Origin of the sequence: Allobranchiibius huperziae (assembly GCF_013410455.1) — a bacterium.
In the GTDB taxonomy this organism is placed as follows: Bacteria; Actinomycetota; Actinomycetes; order Actinomycetales; family Dermatophilaceae; genus Allobranchiibius; species Allobranchiibius huperziae.
This window is the reverse complement of sequence record NZ_JACCFW010000001.1, coordinates 2,984,300-3,000,552: the sequence shown is the minus strand read 5'-3', so window position 1 is coordinate 3,000,552 and position 16,253 is coordinate 2,984,300. Positions and strand designations below refer to the sequence as shown.

Below are 16,253 nucleotides of genomic sequence, written 5' to 3'. Positions count from 1 at the left end.
TAAACCTTCGTATTCAAGGGTTTTGCGCATTGTGCGCACCCAGCTTGTCGCGGGGCGTGACCGAGGTCACAATGACGGCGTGCGGTCCCGGATGCGCAGGCTCTCCAGCCAGATCCTGATGGCTCAGCTGGTCATCCTGGCTGCGACCATCGGGGTCGGCTTCGTGCTGTTCGCACACGTGGAGCGCGGCCACCTCGACAGGGAGTACGAGGCGCGCGCGGCCTCGATCGCCTCCACGGTGTCGGGGGTGCCGTCGATCCGCAGCTGCATGGAGCACGACGCGCCGGGCTGTGCCACGACGATCCAGACGATCGCGATGTCCATCGGCCGCGAGACCCACGCGTCGTACGTCGTGGTCATCGACATGCATCGGGTGCGTCACTCACATCCGGATCCGGCGCTGATCGGACAGCCGGTGACGGAGCCGATCGTCACGTCGGACGGCCGTGTCCATCTGGGTGCGGACAACGGGAGCACGGGCCGTTCGGCGAACGGCAAAGCGCCGCTCTACGGGCTCGACGGCCGGATGGTCGGCGAGGTGTCCGTGGGCATCAGGGAGAGCTCGGTCTCGAGTGCGCTGCGTCAGGAACTCCCCTCGTACGCAACGTGGTTCGCAATCGCGCTCGCCTTCGGCACGATCGCGTCATTCGGTCTCGCGGCGCACCTCAAACGCCGGACGTTCGGGCTGGAACTCGACGAGATCTCCCAGCTGCTGCAGGAGCGCGAGGGCATGCTGCACGGTGTGCGCGAAGGCGTCATCGCCTTCGACCGGCGTGACCGCGTCAGCGTCGTGAACGACGAGGCGCAGCGGTTGCTGGGCGTCCAGGTGAGCGCGGTGGGGGAGCACCTCAACGACGTACTGCCCGAGGGGCGCCTGCGTGATGCGCTCGCCGGGAGGGACACCAAAGGGGACGACATCGTCCTCACCGACGACGTGATCCTGGTGATCAACCGGATGCCCGTCACGGTGGCCGGGCGCCCGCACGGCTCGATCGTGACGCTGCGAGATCGCACCGAGGTGGCCGGCCTGCGCAGCGAGCTGGACGGTGAGCGCGGCCTGACCGACTCCCTGCGCGCTCAGCAACACGAGTTCGCGAACCGGCTGCACGCCGTCGCCGGACTGCTGCAGCTGGGGTACTCCGACGAGGCGCTCGACTACGTCCTGCAGATCCAGGGGACCGGGGCGGAGTTCGACAACACGCTGCGCACGCACATCGAGGCGCCGCAGGTCGTCGGACTCCTCCTGGGAAAGGCGGCGGAGGCCAGCGAGCGCGGCATCGAGCTGGTGATCGCCCCGGAGACCTGGCTCGGCGAATCGCCCGACAAGGTGCAGGCGCTCACCAGCATCCTCGGCAACCTGATCGACAACGCGTTCGCCGCGCTCGGCACGGTGCCCGCGCCGCGCAGAGTGGTGGTCGCGATCGTCGAGGACGAGAGCGAGGTGACGATCACCGTCGCCGACAACGGTCCCGGCATCCCCGCCGGGAGCGAGCGGATGATCTTCCGTGACGGCTACAGCACCAACGAGCAGGCCGGCGCCCGTCCCCGCGGGCTCGGCCTCGCGCTGGTCGAACGGCTCGTGACCAAGCTGGGCGGTTCGACCGTCGTCTCCGGTGGCCCCGGCGCCCGCTTCACCGTGCGGCTGCCGATCGCTTCCCCGTCCGTGCCCATCGGCAGCGGTGCGCCCGAATGAGCGAGGACGTGCTCGGTGTGGTCATCGTCGACGACGACTTCCGTGTCGCCGACATCCACGGCGCCCTCGTCCAGCGCGTCCCGGGGTATCAGGTCGTCGGAAAGGCGCACACCGCCGCGCAGGCGGTGGACCAGGTCCGGACACTGCGCCCGGATCTGGTGCTCATGGATGTCTACCTGCCCGACGGGAACGGGTTGGACGTGCTGCGTACCCTGCTCGACGAGCCCGATCCTCCCGCCGTCATCGTCATCACCGCGGCGCGCGAGATCGCCTCCGTCCGGGCGGCGATGCAGCTGGGAGCGGTGCACTATCTGGTGAAGCCGTTCGACTTCAGTCTGCTGATCGAGCGGCTCACGGCGTACCGGCAGCTGCGTCACCGCCTCGCCGGTCTGCCGGGCGAGCCGGCGCAGTCCGAGGTCGACGAACTGTTCGGGATGCTCCGCGCGACGCCCTCGCCGATGCCCCGCCCCGCGAAGGGACACTCCGCGCCGACGCTGGAGCTGGTCCGCAACGTCGTCCGGTCCACGACCGGTGACGTGTCGGCCGCCGAGGTCGCGGGCGAGGTCGGGATCAGTCGCGCCACGGCCCAGCGCTACCTCAACTACCTCGAACAGCAGGGTCTCGTGCAGCTACGACTGAAGTACGGCGCCGCCGGCAGGCCCGAGCATCGCTACCACCCGCGCGCCTGAGCGACCCGGCGACGTGGCCGCCGGGTCGAGGTCAGCCGCGCGCGGTCTGCAGCCGGGCGCGCAGAGCGGCCTGATGTGTCGAGGCCGAGACGAGCCCGATCGGACCGGACAGGTAGGTGTAGTCGTAACCGAGGGCGTCCATCATGGCGAACGAATTGTTGACGGTGGTGCCGACCAGTTGGACGGTGTCACCGCGGACGGCGGCCATCCCCAGCGCGGGGGCGGAGTAGAAGACGCTGTACCCCACGACGCCATGCCCGGAGGAGCATTCTTGCGCGAAGAGCAGCCGCAGCGACGCGCGCGAGCGCACAGTCGACGCCGTGCCGTTCGCGTACTTGTTGCACGTCGCGACGCTCCAGTACGCGGCAGGGTGGATGGCCGTGTGCTCGTAGAGGTAGACGCGTTCGTCGTCCTGCGGGAAGCCGGGGTCGAAGCGGTTGTCGAGGTTCACATAGTGGTCGTACTTCGAGAGCGGCACCCCGTTCTTGGCGAAGTAGGCGATGAGGTAGGACCAGTGTCCGGAGGCAACGGGATAGCACGACGTGCGCAGCTCCGGCCCGGTGACGCCGGGTGCGGACGCCGCGGGGATCACCACGGCCTGCGATGGGTGGGCCTGCACGAGCTTCACTTCGGCCCGGGCGTGCGCGTCACAGGTGGCGCGGCTGGTGAACTGAGCCTCTCGGGTCGTGCCGTGGTAGTAGACCGAGTTCTTCTCGGTGGCCGCCGACGCACGGACCGGTGAGCCTCCCCACCCGGTGAGCGCACTGCCGGCCGCCACGACGGCGAGGGCCGCTCCCCATGCCTTCTTCATCGATGTGTTCCTCCTGGGTAGTGGGCCGCGGGGCCCGGGTGACGGCTGTGGACGACCGAGATGGTCGTCACCGGTGCGAGGTGGGACTGGTGGTGCCCCACACGTACTGCGCCTCGCCGTACACCACGCGATAGTCGCGGGGGGCCGACGAGGCGTAGGAGTACGACGCGACGCCGGCCGCGTTGCTCCGGACATTCTTCAACGCGGTCCACTTCGTCGCACCGGACGCGCGGTACTGGATGACGCCGACCTGGCCGGCCCAGGGGATGTTCTCGTCGCGGCCGGTGGAGTAGCGGATCACTCGGGTGCGCAGCGTCACCGTGTTGCCCTTGCGGCTCGTCGACAGCCCGGCCCAGGACCCGACCTTGACCGTCGTACGGGGAGCGTTCTGCGCGTAGCCCGCGTCGTCGCCGGAGCTGCCCCCCGAGGTCGGGTCGGACCCCTCGCCGGGCGCGGACGCGGCGTCGGCGTCGAGGGCCCCGTCGCCCCGCCAGGTGCGAGTGCCGAGCGGCGTGAAGGAGTACAGCTCCCAGGTGGCCCGGTTGGAGAAGTCGAAGAAGATGTAGTCGCTCGGGTTGTCGGACGCGCCGACATACCAGCCTGCAAGCGTGCTGGAGTCGGCGTGCAGGGCGCACCCGCCGGTGACCCGGACGGGCACCGCGGTACCCGGCCGCACGACGCGCGCGGTGGCGGGGACGACGAGGCGGCAGGTGCCGTACGGGGATTGACCGGACGCCTTGTGGCTGTGCAGGTGTGACCGGACCGAAGGACTCGGCACGGAAGGACGCGCCCCGGCAGCGCCCGCAGGAGCGGCGAGGGAGACACCCAGCGCCGCGATGGCTGGAACGGTGGCGATGGCGATGCGACGGATCATGGGTGACTCGGCTCTCTTGTCGGCTTCGCCCCCTGTGAGCGCCGGCGTGAGCCAGATCGTAGGGCTCCCGGTGGCGTGGTGGGGGCTGAACAGCGCGACACGCTCGGCGTCATCCCGCAGGTGGGGTCGATCCGCCGTACGACGGGCCGTCAGGCGTCCGCGTCGCGCCGGGCGGTGTCGTCGAGCGCGGCCTGCAGCAACCGGGCCAGAGTGGCGCGCTCCGGCGCCGTCAGCGACGCGAAGTGCTCGTCGCTGACCGTCGTGCGGGCGCGGTCGAGCGTGCGGCGCAAGGCCCTGCCGGCGGGCGTGAGGCGGATGTCGACGGCACGGCGGTCCTGCGCGCTCGGGCTGCGTTCGACGAGGCCGTGCTCCTCCAGGGCATCCACCACGTCGGTCGCCGACCGAGGCGCGATGCCGAGTTGTGCCGCCAGGTCGGACAGGCGCAGGCCCTCGCCGTCCTCCGTGCCCGACCGCACGATGACGCCCATCGCGCGGGACTGGTGGGGTGAGAGACCGTACGGACCGAGCGCCTCCCTGTGCGCCCGTCGCAGCACGCGGGCGGTGCGCAGCACCAGTTCCCCGAGTCCCGCCGCGTCCGTCGTCATCCGGGAATGCTACGCCGAATGCTGTTGTTACTTCATTGTGAGGTAACCTCAGCAATAGGACGAGTCGCCTCCCCATCGGAAGGAGGGTCGTATGACGACACCCACCACAGCTCGTACCCGCACCGGCATGACCGGTCGCCCCGGACCCGGCCAGCGCGCGTCCCTGCAGGTCAGCGCCGCCGACACCGCGCAGTTGCAGGACTACCCGGTCGGCGCCCGCAGGGTGCTCGGCCTCTTCGCGCCGTACCGCCGTCCCCTGCTCGGCGTCACCTCGATCATCGTGATCAGCGCGCTGCTCGGACTGGCCGGGCCGTTCATCCTGCGCGCCCTGATCGACACTGCGATCCCGCAGCAGAACGTGCGGCTGCTCGTCCTGCTCGTCGGGGCGATGCTGGGGATCACCGCGGTGACCCAGCTGCTCGGGGTGGTGCAGACGTACGTGTCCACTCGTATCGGCCAGCAGGTGATGCACACCCTGCGGACCCGGCTCTTCACCCACCTGCAACGGCTGCCGCTGGGCTTCTTCACCCGCACCCGCGGTGGGGAGCTGCAGTCGCGGATCACCAACGACGTCAACGCGATGCAGTCGGTCGTCACCGATACCGCCACCTCGATCGCCACCAACGTCACGACCACCGTCGGTGTCGCCGTCGCGATGGTCGCCCTGTCGTGGCGCCTGTCCCTGATCAGCCTGGTGATCCTGCCCCCGGCGATCTACCTGACCCGCCGCGTCGCCCGGCTGCGCCGGTCGATCCAGACCCGCGCGCAGCGCTCACTGGCCGACATGCAGACCCAGATCGAGGAGTCGCTGTCGATCTCCGGCGTACAGCTGGCCAAGACCCTGGGCTCCGGCCCGATGCTGTCGCGACGGTTCACCCAGATCTCGCAGGAGCTGACCGAGCAGGAGCTGCAGTCCCAGATGGCCGGCCGCTGGCGGATGGGCTCGATGGCACTGATCTTCTCCGCGATCCCGGCGTTCATCTATCTGGCCGCGGGTCTGCCGGCCACCGGCCGCGGGATGACGATCGGCACGCTCGTCGCCTTCACCGCGCTGCAGACCTCGCTCTTCCGCCCGGTGATGGGTGTGCTCAACGTGGGCATCCAGGTCACCACCTCGATGGCGCTCTTCAGCAGGGTCTTCGAGTTCCTCGACGCGCCCGTCGAGATCGACGACCCGGTCGTGCCGGCCGCGATGCATGCGTCGACCCTGAGCGGCGAGGTGCGGTTCGAGGGGGTCGGCTTCCGTTACCCCGGCTCGTCCGAGGATGCACTGCAGGAAATCGACCTGCAGTTGCCCGCCGGTGCGCGAGTGGCCGTCGTCGGCAGCACCGGCTCCGGCAAGTCCACGCTTGCCGCGCTCGTCTCGCGCCTCTACGACCCGAGCGTCGGGCGCGTGCTCATCGACGGGTACGACGTACGCGATCTGCCGCTCGCGGCCGTCGCCTCCGCCGTCGGTGTGGTCTCGCAGGACACCTATCTGTTGCATGCCTCGATCGCGGACAACCTGCGCTACGCCAAGCCCGACGCCACCGACGCCGACCTCGTCCGGGCGGCCCGGGCCGCGCAGGTGCACGAGCTGATCGCAGCACTTCCCGACGGGTACGACACGGTGGTGGGCGCTCGGGGATACCGCTTCTCCGGCGGAGAGAAACAGCGGATCGCGCTGGCACGCACCATCCTTCGCAATCCGCCGATCCTGGTGCTCGACGAGGCCACGAGCGCCTTGGACAACACGACCGAACGAGCCGTGCAGGAGGCTCTCGACGAGCTGAGCGTCGGACGGACGACCCTGACAATCGCCCACCGGCTGTCGACCGTGCGGCACGCGGACCAGATCGTGGTGCTGGACCACGGCCGGATCGTGCAGCGCGGCAGGCACGAGGAGCTGCTCGCCGAGGGCGGACGGTACGCCGAGCTGGTCCGTGACGCCGAGGCCGGCGAGCAGGCGAGGGACGACCTCATCGACGCGGCGGGCTGACCGCCGCGGGACAAAGCAGGTCCCCGGTCCGTTATGCGAAGCACGGGGCGGGTACTGCATCTGCAGGCCGTCGGCGAGACGACCGATGCCGGGAGTCGGGCGGCCGTGCGAGATGCCGGGGGCTCGCGGCTTACTGTGAACACCTGCGGACAGGAAGGACGCACAGATGGCGGTTCGGTCTCGGGTCACACCCCCAGACACTGTGCTGCCCCTGCTGCGTGCCGCCCACCTCGGACCCGGCCTCGCCGTCACCACCCTGACCGCGCTGCTCGGCTCATCGGCCCGGCTGCGTCCGCGCGAGATCGCCGCGAGCACCGCGGCCGTCTTCCTGGGCCAGCTGTCGATCGGCTGGGGCAACGACCTGGTCGACGCCGCACGTGACCGCGCCGTCGCGCGCGCCGACAAACCACTGGCGACCGGCGAGGTCGGGGCGCCCGTGGTCGCAGGAGCGTTGGCGACCGCCCTCCTCGGATGCGTCGCCGCCTCAGCGAGCCTCGGCCGACGCAGTGCCCTGACCCATCTCGCGCTCGGGGTCGGCCCGGCCCATGCCTACAACCTGGGGCTGAAGAGCACCGCCTGGTCGTGGGCGCCGTACGCCGTCGCGTTCGGAGCGCTGCCCTCCGTGGTGAGTCAGGCCGGTGGCGACCGGCGTCGCTCGCCCGCATGGATCACGGCGCCGGCAGCTGCTCTCGGGGTGTGCGCTCACATCCTCAACGCCCTGCCGGATCTCGCGCAGGACGACGCCACCGGTGTCCACGGTCTGCCGCACCGGCTGGGCGCGGAGCGCGGACGACAGCTGGCGACCGGCCTGCTCGGTCTCGCCTCGGTGGCGATCGTGCTGGGCCCCAACGCAACTCCCTCTCCCGTCGCGTGGTCGGCACTTGCCGCCAACGGCGCCCTCGGCGCAGTGGCGTTGCGAGGGACCGGCCGTACTCCGTTCCGGGCCGCGGTCGCCATCGCCCTGATCGACGCCGGCCTGCTGGTGTCGGGCGCCCGATGACCAGCCACGACCTGGTCGTCGTGGGCGGCGGTCCTGCCGGCGCGGCGGTCGCGCTCGGTGCGCTGCAGGCCAGACCCGGGATGTCCGTCGCCCTGCTCGACCGGGCCGACTTCCCGCGCGACAAGACCTGCGGAGACGGGATCGCACCCGAGGTGTTCGACCTTCTGACGGACGCCGGCGTGCCCGGGGTCGCCGACGGTTGGGCCCCGGTCGACCGCCTGTCCATGCGACGCGGGGAGCGGGTCGTCGAGCGCACGATGGTCCGGTCCACCTGGGTGATTCCGCGGGCCGTCTTCGACGAACGGCTGCACCAGGCCGCCGTGCGCGCCGGTGCGCAACCGCACACGCACCGCGTGTCCCAGGTGACGGTCGGCGCCGACGACGTGCGGGTCGACGACCGCTTCAGTGCGCCGCTCGCGGTCGGCGCCGACGGCGCGCACTCCGTCGTCCGCCGGGCGATCGGGCTGCCGCCGGGGCCGACGGCGTTCGCGCTGCGGGGCTACGCGCCGACCACCGACCGCCGCGTCGGCACCCAGGCGATGGTCTTCGGCACCTCGCGCCAGCCGTCGTACGCGTGGTCCTTCGACCGCGGCGACGGCCTCGCGAACGTCGGGTACGGCGAGGTGCAGGCACCCGGTGCGCCGCGGCTCTCGCGGCCGCAACTGCTCGCGCAGATCGAGCAGTTGTTGCCCGGCTCGACCGCGGACGGCACGCAGTGGAAGGGCGCCCACCTGCCGTTGTCGGGGTGGGGCGCCCGGGTCGCCAGCGGCCGGGTGGCCCTGACAGGCGACGCCGCCGGGATGGTGAATCCGATGACCGGAGAAGGCATCTACTACGCCGTGCTGACCGGTCTGCTCGCCGGTCGCGCCGCCGCGGCGGCCCTCGACACCGGTGACCTGCACCTCTTCGGCCGCGACTACACCCGCCGCGTGCGGACCGAGCTGGGACCGCACCTGCGGCACAGCGCCCTGGCCGCGAGACTGTGTCGTAGCGGTCGACTGCTGGACGCCGGGGTCCGGGCCGCGCAGTCGGATCAACGCGTCTTCGACGACCTCGTCGACCTCGGACTGGCGAACGGCAGGATCACCCCGGTGGTCCTGCGGCGCCTTGCTCGCCACCTCCTCGGAACGGCCACCCAGCGGACGGAGCACATCGGATGACGGTGCAGATACTGAGCTCACGGGGTGCGCTGCCACCCCACCGCTACCCCCAGCAGCACATCACCGACACGTTCCTGGAGTCGATGGTGCCGGGCACCGACGAGCGTCTCGTGCGCCGCTTCCACGGCAATGCCGGTGTCGCGTATCGGCATACGGCCGTCCCGTTGGAGGAGTACGCCGGGCTGGCGGACTTCGGCGCGGCCAACGACACCTTCATCCGGGTCGCCGTCGAGCTGGGGTCGCAGGCCGTGCTCGACGCGTTGAAGGCTGCGGGTCTCGAGCCCAGCGACGTCGACGTGATCATCTCCGCGACGGTCACCGGGCTGGCGGTGCCCTCGCTGGACGCCCGGATCGCGGCGACCATCGGGCTGCGCCCGGACGTCGTGCGGGTGCCGCTGGTCGGCCTGGGCTGCGTGGCCGGGGCCGCGGGCGTGGCGCGGCTGGACGACTACCTGCGCGGACGGCCGGACGCCGTCGGGGTCCTCGTGGCCGTCGAGCTGTGCTCGCTGACGCTGCAGCGCACCGACCGGTCGCTGCCGAACCTGGTCGCCAGCGGCCTCTTCGGTGACGGCGCGGGCGCCGTGGTCGCGGCCGGCACCCACCGCGCCGCATCGCTCGCCGACCGGATCACCCGCGAGCCCGTGCAGCCGCGCATCCTCGCCACCCGCAGCCATCTCTACCCCGACTCCGAGCGCACCATGGGCTTCGACGTCACCAGCTCCGGGCTGCGCATCGTGCTCGACGCGGCCGTGCCCGACGTGGTGCGCACCTATCTCGGCGACGACGTCGACGCGTTCGTCGCCGACCACGGCCTGACCCGCGCCGACATCGGCTGGTACGTCGCGCACCCCGGCGGACCGAAGGTGCTCGAAGCCATGCAGGACACGCTGGGTGTGTCCGCGGATGCGCTTGCCGTCACCTGGGATTCGCTGTCGCGAGTCGGCAACATGTCGTCGGTCTCGGTGTTGCACGTGCTGACCGACACGCTCGCCGACCGTCCGCCGGAGCCGGGCAGCTACGGGCTGATGATCGCGATGGGCCCGGGGTTCTGCTCCGAGCTGGTGCTGCTGCAGGCGCCGGAGATCGCGGCATGAGCAGCGAGATCGCCTACACCGTCCTGGTGCTGCTCGTCGGCTTGGAGCGCGTGGCCGAGCTCGTGGTGTCCAAGCGCAACGAGGCCTGGTCGATGGCCCGTGACGGACGCGAGTTCGGTGCGCGGCACTATCCGCCGATGGTCGTGCTGCACACCGGTCTGCTGGCCGGCGCGCTCATCGAGGTGTGGGTGCGACGTCCGCACGTCGACGCCTGGTTCGCCGTGCTCATGGTGCTGGTGCTGCTGGCCTCCCAGGGCCTGCGCTGGTGGTGCATCACGACCCTGGGGCATCGCTGGAACACCCGGGTGATCATCGTGCCCGGTCTGGCACCGGTCACGGCCGGGCCGTACCGCTTCTTCACCCACCCCAACTACGTGGCGGTCGTCGCGGAGGGCATCGCGCTGCCGCTGGTGCACGCCGCCTGGATCACCGCCGTCGCCTTCACCGTCCTCAACGCGTGGCTGCTCACCGTCCGCATCCGCTGCGAGAATGCAGCACTGGCCCAGCTTCCCTCTCCCGCATCGGTTCCCGTGACGAGCCCATGAGCGATCGCAGAGACCTCCTGGTCGCGGGTGGCGGTCCCACGGGTCTGGCCACGGCTCTGTACGCCGCCCGCGCCGGTCTCGACGTCACCATCTGGGAGCCGCGCGCGGGCAGCATCGAGAAGGCGTGCGGCGAGGGCCTGATGCCGGCCGCACTCGCCGCGCTGCTCGACCTCGGCGTCGATCCCCTGGGGCACGACCTGACGGGCATCCGCTACATCGCAGGCGGGTCCGAGGCGCAGGCCTCGTTCGCCGCCGGCAGCGGGCGCGGGGTGCGTCGCACGACCTTGCACGACGCCCTGCGCTCGGCCGTCGAGGCCGCGGGCGTGCCGGTCGAGCAGCGCGCCGTCAAAGACATCCGCCAGGACGACCGGCAGGTGCTGGTCGACGGTGTGCCGTTCGGGCATCTGATCGCAGCGGACGGACTGCACTCCGGCATCCGGCGGTCGCTGGGCCTGGACCGGCAGGCGCGCGGCCCGGTGCGGTTCGGGTTGCGCACCCACTTCGAGATGGCGCCGTGGAGCTCGTTCGTGGAGGTGCACTGGTCGCCGCGGTGCGAGGCCTACATCACGCCCGTCGCGGACGATGTCGTCGGCGTCGCCGTGCTCACCTCGGAGCGCGGCCCGTACGCCGATCATCTGGCTCAGTTCCCGCAGATCGCCGAGCGGGTGGCCACCGTCACGCACGACAAGATCAGCGGCGCCGGTCCGCTGCGGCAGCGCAGCACGGCACGGGTCGCGGGGCGGGTGCTGCTGGTCGGGGACGCTTCGGGCTACATCGACGCGCTGACCGGGGAGGGCATCGCCCTCGGGATGGCGCACGCGAAGGCGGCGGTCGAGGCCGTCGCCGCCGGGCGATCGCAGGACTACGAACGCACCTGGCGTATCGCGAGTTGGCGCTACCAGGCGCTCACCGCCGGCCTGTTGCGAGCAACCCGGGTGGGCGTCGTACGCCGCACGATCGTGCCCGCCGCACGGCGCGCGCCGTGGCTGTTCGACGCCGCCGTCAACGCCCTGGCGGGCTCCCCGTCCTGACCGCTGGAGCCCTGCTCACCACTCCAGGGAACCGGCCGCGCGCACCTTTCCGCCCCAGACGCCGACCCGCTCGAACTCGCTGGCCTCCACGCACTGCACCCGCACCGGGCAGGACCGGCAGCGGTAGCCCGCGGCCTCGCGTTCGGAGCGGATGTTGCTCGTCCACAGCTGCGGCGTGACTTCGCACGGCACCTGCCGATCCGCGCTCCGGACGGCGCGCAAGGCGTCGTGCAGTCGCCGTCGTGCGCCTTCTGCCTCGATCGAGTCGCTACGCATGGGTCCAACTCCCTCCGCGGGTGCCGCCGGGTTCGAGCCCCGGCGCACGCCGTGCGTGTACCCGGCACGGGCCGGGTTGAATCACGGGGCGGGCATCGGATTCGCGCCGGTGGGCGGATCGTTCGGGGGAGGGCGGGTTCGGGCGGGCGCGTGGGGGATCATGACGGGGTGAATCCCACGGCCGCGTTCGCGAGCACCCTGGTCGATGAGCTGGTCCGCCACGGGATCCGCGACGCCGTCCTGTCGCCAGGGTCGCGCTCCGCACCGCTGGCGTACGCGCTGCAGGAGGCCGACCGTGCCGGACGGCTGCGGCTGCACGTGCGGGTCGACGAGCGGACGGCGGCGTTCCTGGCGCTCGGCCTGGCCAAGACCACCCGCGTGCCCGTGCCCGTCGTCGTCACCAGCGGCACGGCCGTGGCCAACCTGCATCCCGCGGTGCTCGAGGCCTCGCACGCCCAGGTGCCGATGCTGATCCTGTCGGCGGACCGGCCGCCCGAGCTGCGCGGCACCGGCGCCAACCAGACCACCGATCAGGTGCACATCTTCGGTGGCGCGACACGCTGGTTCCACGACCTGGGGACGCCCGACGAACGACCCGGGCAGGGCGATCTCTGGCGATCCGTCACCTCACGCGCAGTTGCCATGTCTCGCGGCCTTCCGTCCGGGGACGCCGGGCCTGTGCATCTCAACGTGCCGCTCCGGGCACCGCTGGTCCCCACCGGCGGCAGTGAGTGGATCGACTCCCTGGAGGGCCGTCCCGGCGGCGCGCCGTGGTCCGTGACGACCCCGGCGACCCCCGACGGCGGCGACACGATCGCGGCGGTGCCGCGCACGTTGGCGGTGCTCGGCGACCTCCCCGATCCCGCGCAGGCCGCACGCTTCACCCGGTTCGCCGAATCGGCCGGATGGCCGCTGCTGGCAGAGCCGTTCGGCACCTTCGACAGCCCGCGGACCCTGCCGCACGGACCGCTGCTGTTGCAGGCCACGGACTGGGTGCGAGCGCATCTGCCCGATCGCGTCCTGGTCGGCGGTCGCGTGACCCTGGACCGCGCCGTCGCCCAGTTGCTGCGCCACCCGGACGTCGAGGTGGAGGTGGTCGCACCCGGCGGGGTGTGGGCCGACCCGTCGCACGCCGCGCGTCGCGTGCACGGGTGGGGAGCACTGGACGCCGGTCATGGGTCGGTCGCCGGTTGCGCCGACCGGGTGTGGGCCGACGCCTGGATGTCGGCCGGCGAACGGCTCGCCACCGAAGCGGGACCGGTCATCGACCGGTCGTGGCCGAGCGGTCTGGCGGCGGCACGCGTGATCGCCCACGCCCTGCCGGAGGGGTCCGGGCTCTTCGTCGGGTCCTCGAGCGCGGCCCGCTACCTGGACCTGGCCCGAGACTCCCGCCAGGTGGCCCGCGACGTGGTGTCCGTCGCCAACCGCGGCCTCGCCGGAATCGACGGATCGGTCTCCAGCGCCATCGGATTCGCACTCACCCGCGGCGGCCGACCGTCGTACGCCGTGCTCGGCGACCTGACCTTCGCCCACGACGCCAACGGGCTGCTCATCGGCCGCGGCGAGCCGCGACCGGACCTGACGATCGTGGTGCTCAACGACGACGGCGGGGGCATCTTCGGCACGCTGGAGCCGGGTGCCGGCGCCTCCGGCGACTCCCTCGCCGGTGTCGACGCGTCGTACGAACGGGTCTTCGGCACGCCTACGGGGGTGTCGATCGCGACGCTCTGCGCGGCGTACGGCGTGCCGTGGGAGCTGGTCGACGATGCCGACGGCCTCGCTGCGCGGATCGGCAACCCCGGCGCAGGGATTCGCGTCGTCGAGGTGCACTTCGATCGTGCGCAGCAACGTGCCCTGCAGGAGCGGCTCTTCGAGGTGGCAGCCGATGTACTCCCCTGAACACAACCGGGTCGACGAGCAGGAAGCGCGCGACTTCGTGGCAGCCGCCGCTGCCGGCACGCTGATCACGGTGGGCGCCGATGGCACGCCCGACGCGACCTTCGTGCCGGTGCTGTGGGAGGGCGACCGGGTGCTCGCGCACCTCGCCCGGGCCGGCGAACAGTGGTCACGGGTGGTCGACGGATCGCAGGCGCTGCTGGTCGTGCAGGGGCCGCACCGCTACATCACGCCGAGCTGGTACGCGTCCAAGCGCGAGCACGGCCGCGTGGTGCCGACCTGGAACTACTCCGCCGTGCAGTTGCGCGGCACCGTGCAACTGCACGACGACGCCGCCTGGACCCTCGACATGGTCACCCGGCTCACGCAGGCGCACGAGTCGCCGCGCGAGCGGCCCTGGGCGGTCGACGACGCCCCGGCGAAGTGGGTCGACGGGCGGCTGCGCGCCATCGTCGGCATCGAGATCGCGGTGAAGTCGGTGCAGGCGCGGGCCAAGTGGAGCCAGGACAAGGACGCCGCCGACCGCGCCGGCGTGCTCGAAGGGCTGGCGGGCGAGGGCGACGAGGAGTCAGCCGACCGCGTACGCCGCGGCCGCCTGTGAGAGCAGCGGTTGTCAGCGGATCTCTGGTGTCGGCGCCACGACGACGCTGACAACCGAGGGGGTCAGGCGGGGGCGGCCAGCGCCGCTTCGATGTCCGAGGCGATGTCGGCGGGCTTGGTGGTGGGGCCGTAGCGCTTGATGACCTGGCCGTCGCGACCCACCAGGAACTTGGTGAAGTTCCACTTGATGCGGCTGCCGAGCAGGCCGCCCTTCTGCTTGCGCAGCCACTGGTAGAGCGGGTGCGCGCCGTCGCCGTTGACCTCGATCTTGTCGAACATCGGGAAGCTCACGCCGTAGTTGGCCTGGCAGAACTCGCCGATCTGCGCAGCGTCACCGGGATCCTGGGAGTTGAACTGGTTGCACGGGAATCCCAGCACGACCAGACCCTCGCTGCCGAACCGCCGCCACAGCGTCTCCAGTCCCTCGAACTGCGGTGTGAAACCGCACTTGCTCGCGGTGTTGACCACCAGCGCCACCTTGCCGTCGTAGAGCGACAGGGGCTGCTCCTGACCGGCGAGGGTGTCGGCGGTGAAGTCGTGCAGTGTGGTCATCGAGGCGTCCTTCGTGAGGGGAGTACAGGGGCTTGTACGACGTTCGGTGCGGGGACGATCCCGGATGCCGCGGGCGGGGGACCGGGTCAGTCCGCGAGAGCCTCGCGCATCGGCAGCAGCTTGGATTCGGACTCGGCCAACTCGGCGTCCGGCTCGGAGCCCGCCACGATCCCGCAGCCCGCGTAGAGCCGCATCCGGGTGGGATCGTCCGGGTCGAGCTGTCCGCTGCGCAGGGCGATGCCCCACTCGCCGTCGCCGCTCGCGTCGAGCCATCCGACCGGGCCGGCGTAGCGGCCGCGGTCGAGGTGCTCCAGCGAAGCGATCACCGCCGCGGCGGCGTCGGTGGGTGTGCCGCAGACCGCGGCCGACGGGTGCAGCGACTCGGCCAGCGTGAGCGAGGTGGTGTAGTCCGCCAGCACCCCGACCACGTCGGTCGCCAGGTGCATGACGTTGGGCAGGTGCAGCACGAACGGCGACTCGGGCACGTTCATCGAGGAGCAGTGCGGGCGTAGGGCGTCGGCGACCGACCGCACGGCGTACTCGTGCTCCTCGAGGTCCTTCGAGGAGCGCGCGAGCGAGCCGGCGAGCGCCAGGTCGTGCGTGTCGTCACCGGTGCGCTGGATGGTGCCGGCCAGGACCCGTGAGGTGACCAGGCCCTTCTCGCGGCGTACGAGCATCTCCGGGGTGGCGCCGATGAGACCGTCGACGGCGAAGCTCCAGGTGTTCGCGTAGCGGGCCGCCAGCCGGCCGATCAGCCACCGCGGGTCGATCGGCGCCTCGGTCTGCGCGATGACGTCGCGGGCCATCACGACCTTGTCGACCTCGCCGGCGAGAATCCCGCGTACGGCGTGCGCGACCGCCTGCGTCCACTGCTCGCCGCTCAGGGCGCCGTCGGCGAACCGGGCCGCACCCGGTCCGATCGGTGCGGGGGCCACGTCGGGTGCCGGGTTGGGTTCGAGACGGTCGCTGATCCGGGTGACCCACGCGATGCCGCCGCGCCGTCCGACCACGGTCGAGGGCACGATGAGCGACCCGCCGGACGGGGAGTCGGGTGCGAAGGCGAACGACCCGAACGCCACCAGGCCCGCTCCGGGCAGGTCGACCTCGGAGCGGCAGATCGCACTGGTGGTGACCTCCTGCCACCAGTCGGCCGCGTCCCGGAAGCGCTGCGTCCCGCTGGTGTCGATCTGCGCGGCGCGGCCCCAGCCGACCAGCCCGTCTCCACTGCGGATCCAGCTCACGACATCGCCGGACGGCACGCCGTCGGGGATCAGGCGGGCCAGGTCACCGGGGTCAGGGATGCGGGTGGTGCGGACCACCAGGTCGGGAATGCCGAGGGGTCCAGCGGCCACGAGCGACGTCACGACCGATCACCCTAGCCCGGCCGGATGCGCCGCCTTCAGGCACCGACGACGAGCGGGCCAGCGGCGGTCGCCGCGGGCCCGCCCT

16 protein-coding genes are annotated in these 16,253 nt (G+C 71.7%); 10 read left to right on the top strand and 6 right to left on the bottom strand.

Going from position 1 to position 16,253, the window contains the following annotated elements:
- The first annotated feature begins 79 nt into the window (after positions 1-79).
- Both HNR15_RS14195 and HNR15_RS14190 read left to right on the top strand, forming a co-directional pair.
- Entirely contained in the window at positions 80-1,693 is a 1,614-nt protein-coding gene (locus HNR15_RS14195) for an ATP-binding protein (RefSeq protein WP_218883748.1), read from the top strand.
- Positions 1,690-2,382, top strand: a complete 693-nt coding sequence (locus tag HNR15_RS14190; protein WP_218883747.1) for a response regulator — start codon at positions 1,690-1,692, stop codon at positions 2,380-2,382. The genes HNR15_RS14195 and HNR15_RS14190 overlap by 4 nt, the downstream gene beginning before the upstream one ends.
- 31 nt (positions 2,383-2,413) lie before the next feature.
- Here the strand turns inward: HNR15_RS14190 and HNR15_RS14185 are convergent, their stop codons facing one another.
- From HNR15_RS14185 to HNR15_RS14175, 3 genes are all read right to left on the bottom strand, one after another.
- The gene (locus HNR15_RS14185) at positions 2,414-3,193 is read right to left on the bottom strand and encodes a hypothetical protein (RefSeq protein ID WP_179482833.1); all 780 of its coding nucleotides are present in this window, start codon (positions 3,191-3,193) and stop codon (positions 2,414-2,416) included.
- 67 nt (positions 3,194-3,260) lie between these two features.
- Complete coding sequence (locus tag HNR15_RS14180; protein ID WP_179482831.1) at positions 3,261-4,067, bottom strand: hypothetical protein; 807 nt, start codon at positions 4,065-4,067, stop codon at positions 3,261-3,263.
- A gap of 149 nt (positions 4,068-4,216) precedes the next feature.
- Complete coding sequence (locus tag HNR15_RS14175; protein ID WP_179482829.1) at positions 4,217-4,672, bottom strand: MarR family winged helix-turn-helix transcriptional regulator; 456 nt, start codon at positions 4,670-4,672, stop codon at positions 4,217-4,219.
- A 91-nt stretch (positions 4,673-4,763) separates the two neighbouring features.
- On the opposite strand from HNR15_RS14175, the gene HNR15_RS14170 reads away from it, so the two are divergent.
- From HNR15_RS14170 to HNR15_RS14145, 6 genes are all read left to right on the top strand, one after another.
- Positions 4,764-6,650 carry an ABC transporter ATP-binding protein gene (locus HNR15_RS14170; protein WP_246305933.1) on the top strand — a complete coding sequence of 629 codons (1,887 nt, stop codon included), beginning with the start codon at positions 4,764-4,766 and terminating at the stop codon, positions 6,648-6,650.
- Positions 6,651-6,816: 166 nt separating this feature from the next.
- Entirely contained in the window at positions 6,817-7,650 is an 834-nt protein-coding gene (locus tag HNR15_RS14165; protein ID WP_179482827.1) for a UbiA family prenyltransferase, read from the top strand.
- Positions 7,647-8,810 carry an NAD(P)/FAD-dependent oxidoreductase gene (locus HNR15_RS14160; protein ID WP_179482825.1) on the top strand — a complete coding sequence of 388 codons (1,164 nt, stop codon included), beginning with the start codon at positions 7,647-7,649 and terminating at the stop codon, positions 8,808-8,810. The genes HNR15_RS14165 and HNR15_RS14160 overlap by 4 nt, the downstream gene beginning before the upstream one ends.
- Entirely contained in the window at positions 8,807-9,904 is a 1,098-nt protein-coding gene (locus HNR15_RS18670) for a type III polyketide synthase (RefSeq protein WP_179482823.1), read from the top strand. Before HNR15_RS14160 ends, HNR15_RS18670 begins: the two co-directional genes overlap by 4 nt.
- A complete protein-coding gene (locus HNR15_RS14150) occupies positions 9,901-10,449 on the top strand; it encodes an isoprenylcysteine carboxyl methyltransferase family protein (protein ID WP_179482821.1) in 549 nt (182 codons plus the stop codon). Before HNR15_RS18670 ends, HNR15_RS14150 begins: the two co-directional genes overlap by 4 nt.
- The gene (locus HNR15_RS14145; RefSeq protein WP_179482819.1) at positions 10,446-11,480 is read left to right on the top strand and encodes an NAD(P)/FAD-dependent oxidoreductase; all 1,035 of its coding nucleotides are present in this window, start codon (positions 10,446-10,448) and stop codon (positions 11,478-11,480) included. The genes HNR15_RS14150 and HNR15_RS14145 overlap by 4 nt, the downstream gene beginning before the upstream one ends.
- 15 nt (positions 11,481-11,495) lie before the next feature.
- Here the strand turns inward: HNR15_RS14145 and HNR15_RS14140 are convergent, their stop codons facing one another.
- Positions 11,496-11,756, bottom strand: a complete 261-nt coding sequence (locus tag HNR15_RS14140; RefSeq protein WP_179482817.1) for a WhiB family transcriptional regulator — start codon at positions 11,754-11,756, stop codon at positions 11,496-11,498.
- 168 nt (positions 11,757-11,924) lie between these two features.
- On the opposite strand from HNR15_RS14140, the gene menD reads away from it, so the two are divergent.
- Positions 11,925-13,655: a 2-succinyl-5-enolpyruvyl-6-hydroxy-3-cyclohexene-1-carboxylic-acid synthase gene (gene menD, locus HNR15_RS14135; RefSeq protein ID WP_179482815.1), complete on the top strand. Its 1,731-nt coding sequence runs from the start codon at positions 11,925-11,927 to the stop codon at positions 13,653-13,655.
- Positions 13,642-14,253, top strand: a complete 612-nt coding sequence (locus HNR15_RS14130) for an FMN-binding negative transcriptional regulator (RefSeq protein WP_179482813.1) — start codon at positions 13,642-13,644, stop codon at positions 14,251-14,253. The genes menD and HNR15_RS14130 overlap by 14 nt, the downstream gene beginning before the upstream one ends.
- Before the next feature lie 62 nt (positions 14,254-14,315).
- Here the strand turns inward: HNR15_RS14130 and HNR15_RS14125 are convergent, their stop codons facing one another.
- Both HNR15_RS14125 and HNR15_RS14120 read right to left on the bottom strand, forming a co-directional pair.
- Positions 14,316-14,804 carry a glutathione peroxidase gene (locus HNR15_RS14125; protein WP_179482811.1) on the bottom strand — a complete coding sequence of 163 codons (489 nt, stop codon included), beginning with the start codon at positions 14,802-14,804 and terminating at the stop codon, positions 14,316-14,318.
- Between the two features lie 86 nt (positions 14,805-14,890).
- Positions 14,891-16,168: an isochorismate synthase gene (locus HNR15_RS14120; protein ID WP_370639680.1), complete on the bottom strand. Its 1,278-nt coding sequence runs from the start codon at positions 16,166-16,168 to the stop codon at positions 14,891-14,893.
- Positions 16,169-16,253 lie beyond the last annotated feature (85 nt).

Coding starts and splice junctions, on each gene's coding strand:
- HNR15_RS14190 (WP_218883747.1), top strand. CDS start 1,690: ATGAGCGAGGACGTGCTCGGTGTGGTCATCGTCGACGACGACTTCCGT.
- HNR15_RS14185 (WP_179482833.1), bottom strand. CDS start 3,193: ATGAAGAAGGCATGGGGAGCGGCCCTCGCCGTCGTGGCGGCCGGCAGT.
- HNR15_RS14180 (WP_179482831.1), bottom strand. CDS start 4,067: ATGATCCGTCGCATCGCCATCGCCACCGTTCCAGCCATCGCGGCGCTG.
- HNR15_RS14175 (WP_179482829.1), bottom strand. CDS start 4,672: ATGACGACGGACGCGGCGGGACTCGGGGAACTGGTGCTGCGCACCGCC.
- HNR15_RS14170 (WP_246305933.1), top strand. CDS start 4,764: ATGACGACACCCACCACAGCTCGTACCCGCACCGGCATGACCGGTCGC.
- HNR15_RS14165 (WP_179482827.1), top strand. CDS start 6,817: ATGGCGGTTCGGTCTCGGGTCACACCCCCAGACACTGTGCTGCCCCTG.
- HNR15_RS14160 (WP_179482825.1), top strand. CDS start 7,647: ATGACCAGCCACGACCTGGTCGTCGTGGGCGGCGGTCCTGCCGGCGCG.
- HNR15_RS18670 (WP_179482823.1), top strand. CDS start 8,807: ATGACGGTGCAGATACTGAGCTCACGGGGTGCGCTGCCACCCCACCGC.
- HNR15_RS14150 (WP_179482821.1), top strand. CDS start 9,901: ATGAGCAGCGAGATCGCCTACACCGTCCTGGTGCTGCTCGTCGGCTTG.
- HNR15_RS14145 (WP_179482819.1), top strand. CDS start 10,446: ATGAGCGATCGCAGAGACCTCCTGGTCGCGGGTGGCGGTCCCACGGGT.
- HNR15_RS14140 (WP_179482817.1), bottom strand. CDS start 11,756: ATGCGTAGCGACTCGATCGAGGCAGAAGGCGCACGACGGCGACTGCAC.
- HNR15_RS14130 (WP_179482813.1), top strand. CDS start 13,642: ATGTACTCCCCTGAACACAACCGGGTCGACGAGCAGGAAGCGCGCGAC.
- HNR15_RS14125 (WP_179482811.1), bottom strand. CDS start 14,804: ATGACCACACTGCACGACTTCACCGCCGACACCCTCGCCGGTCAGGAG.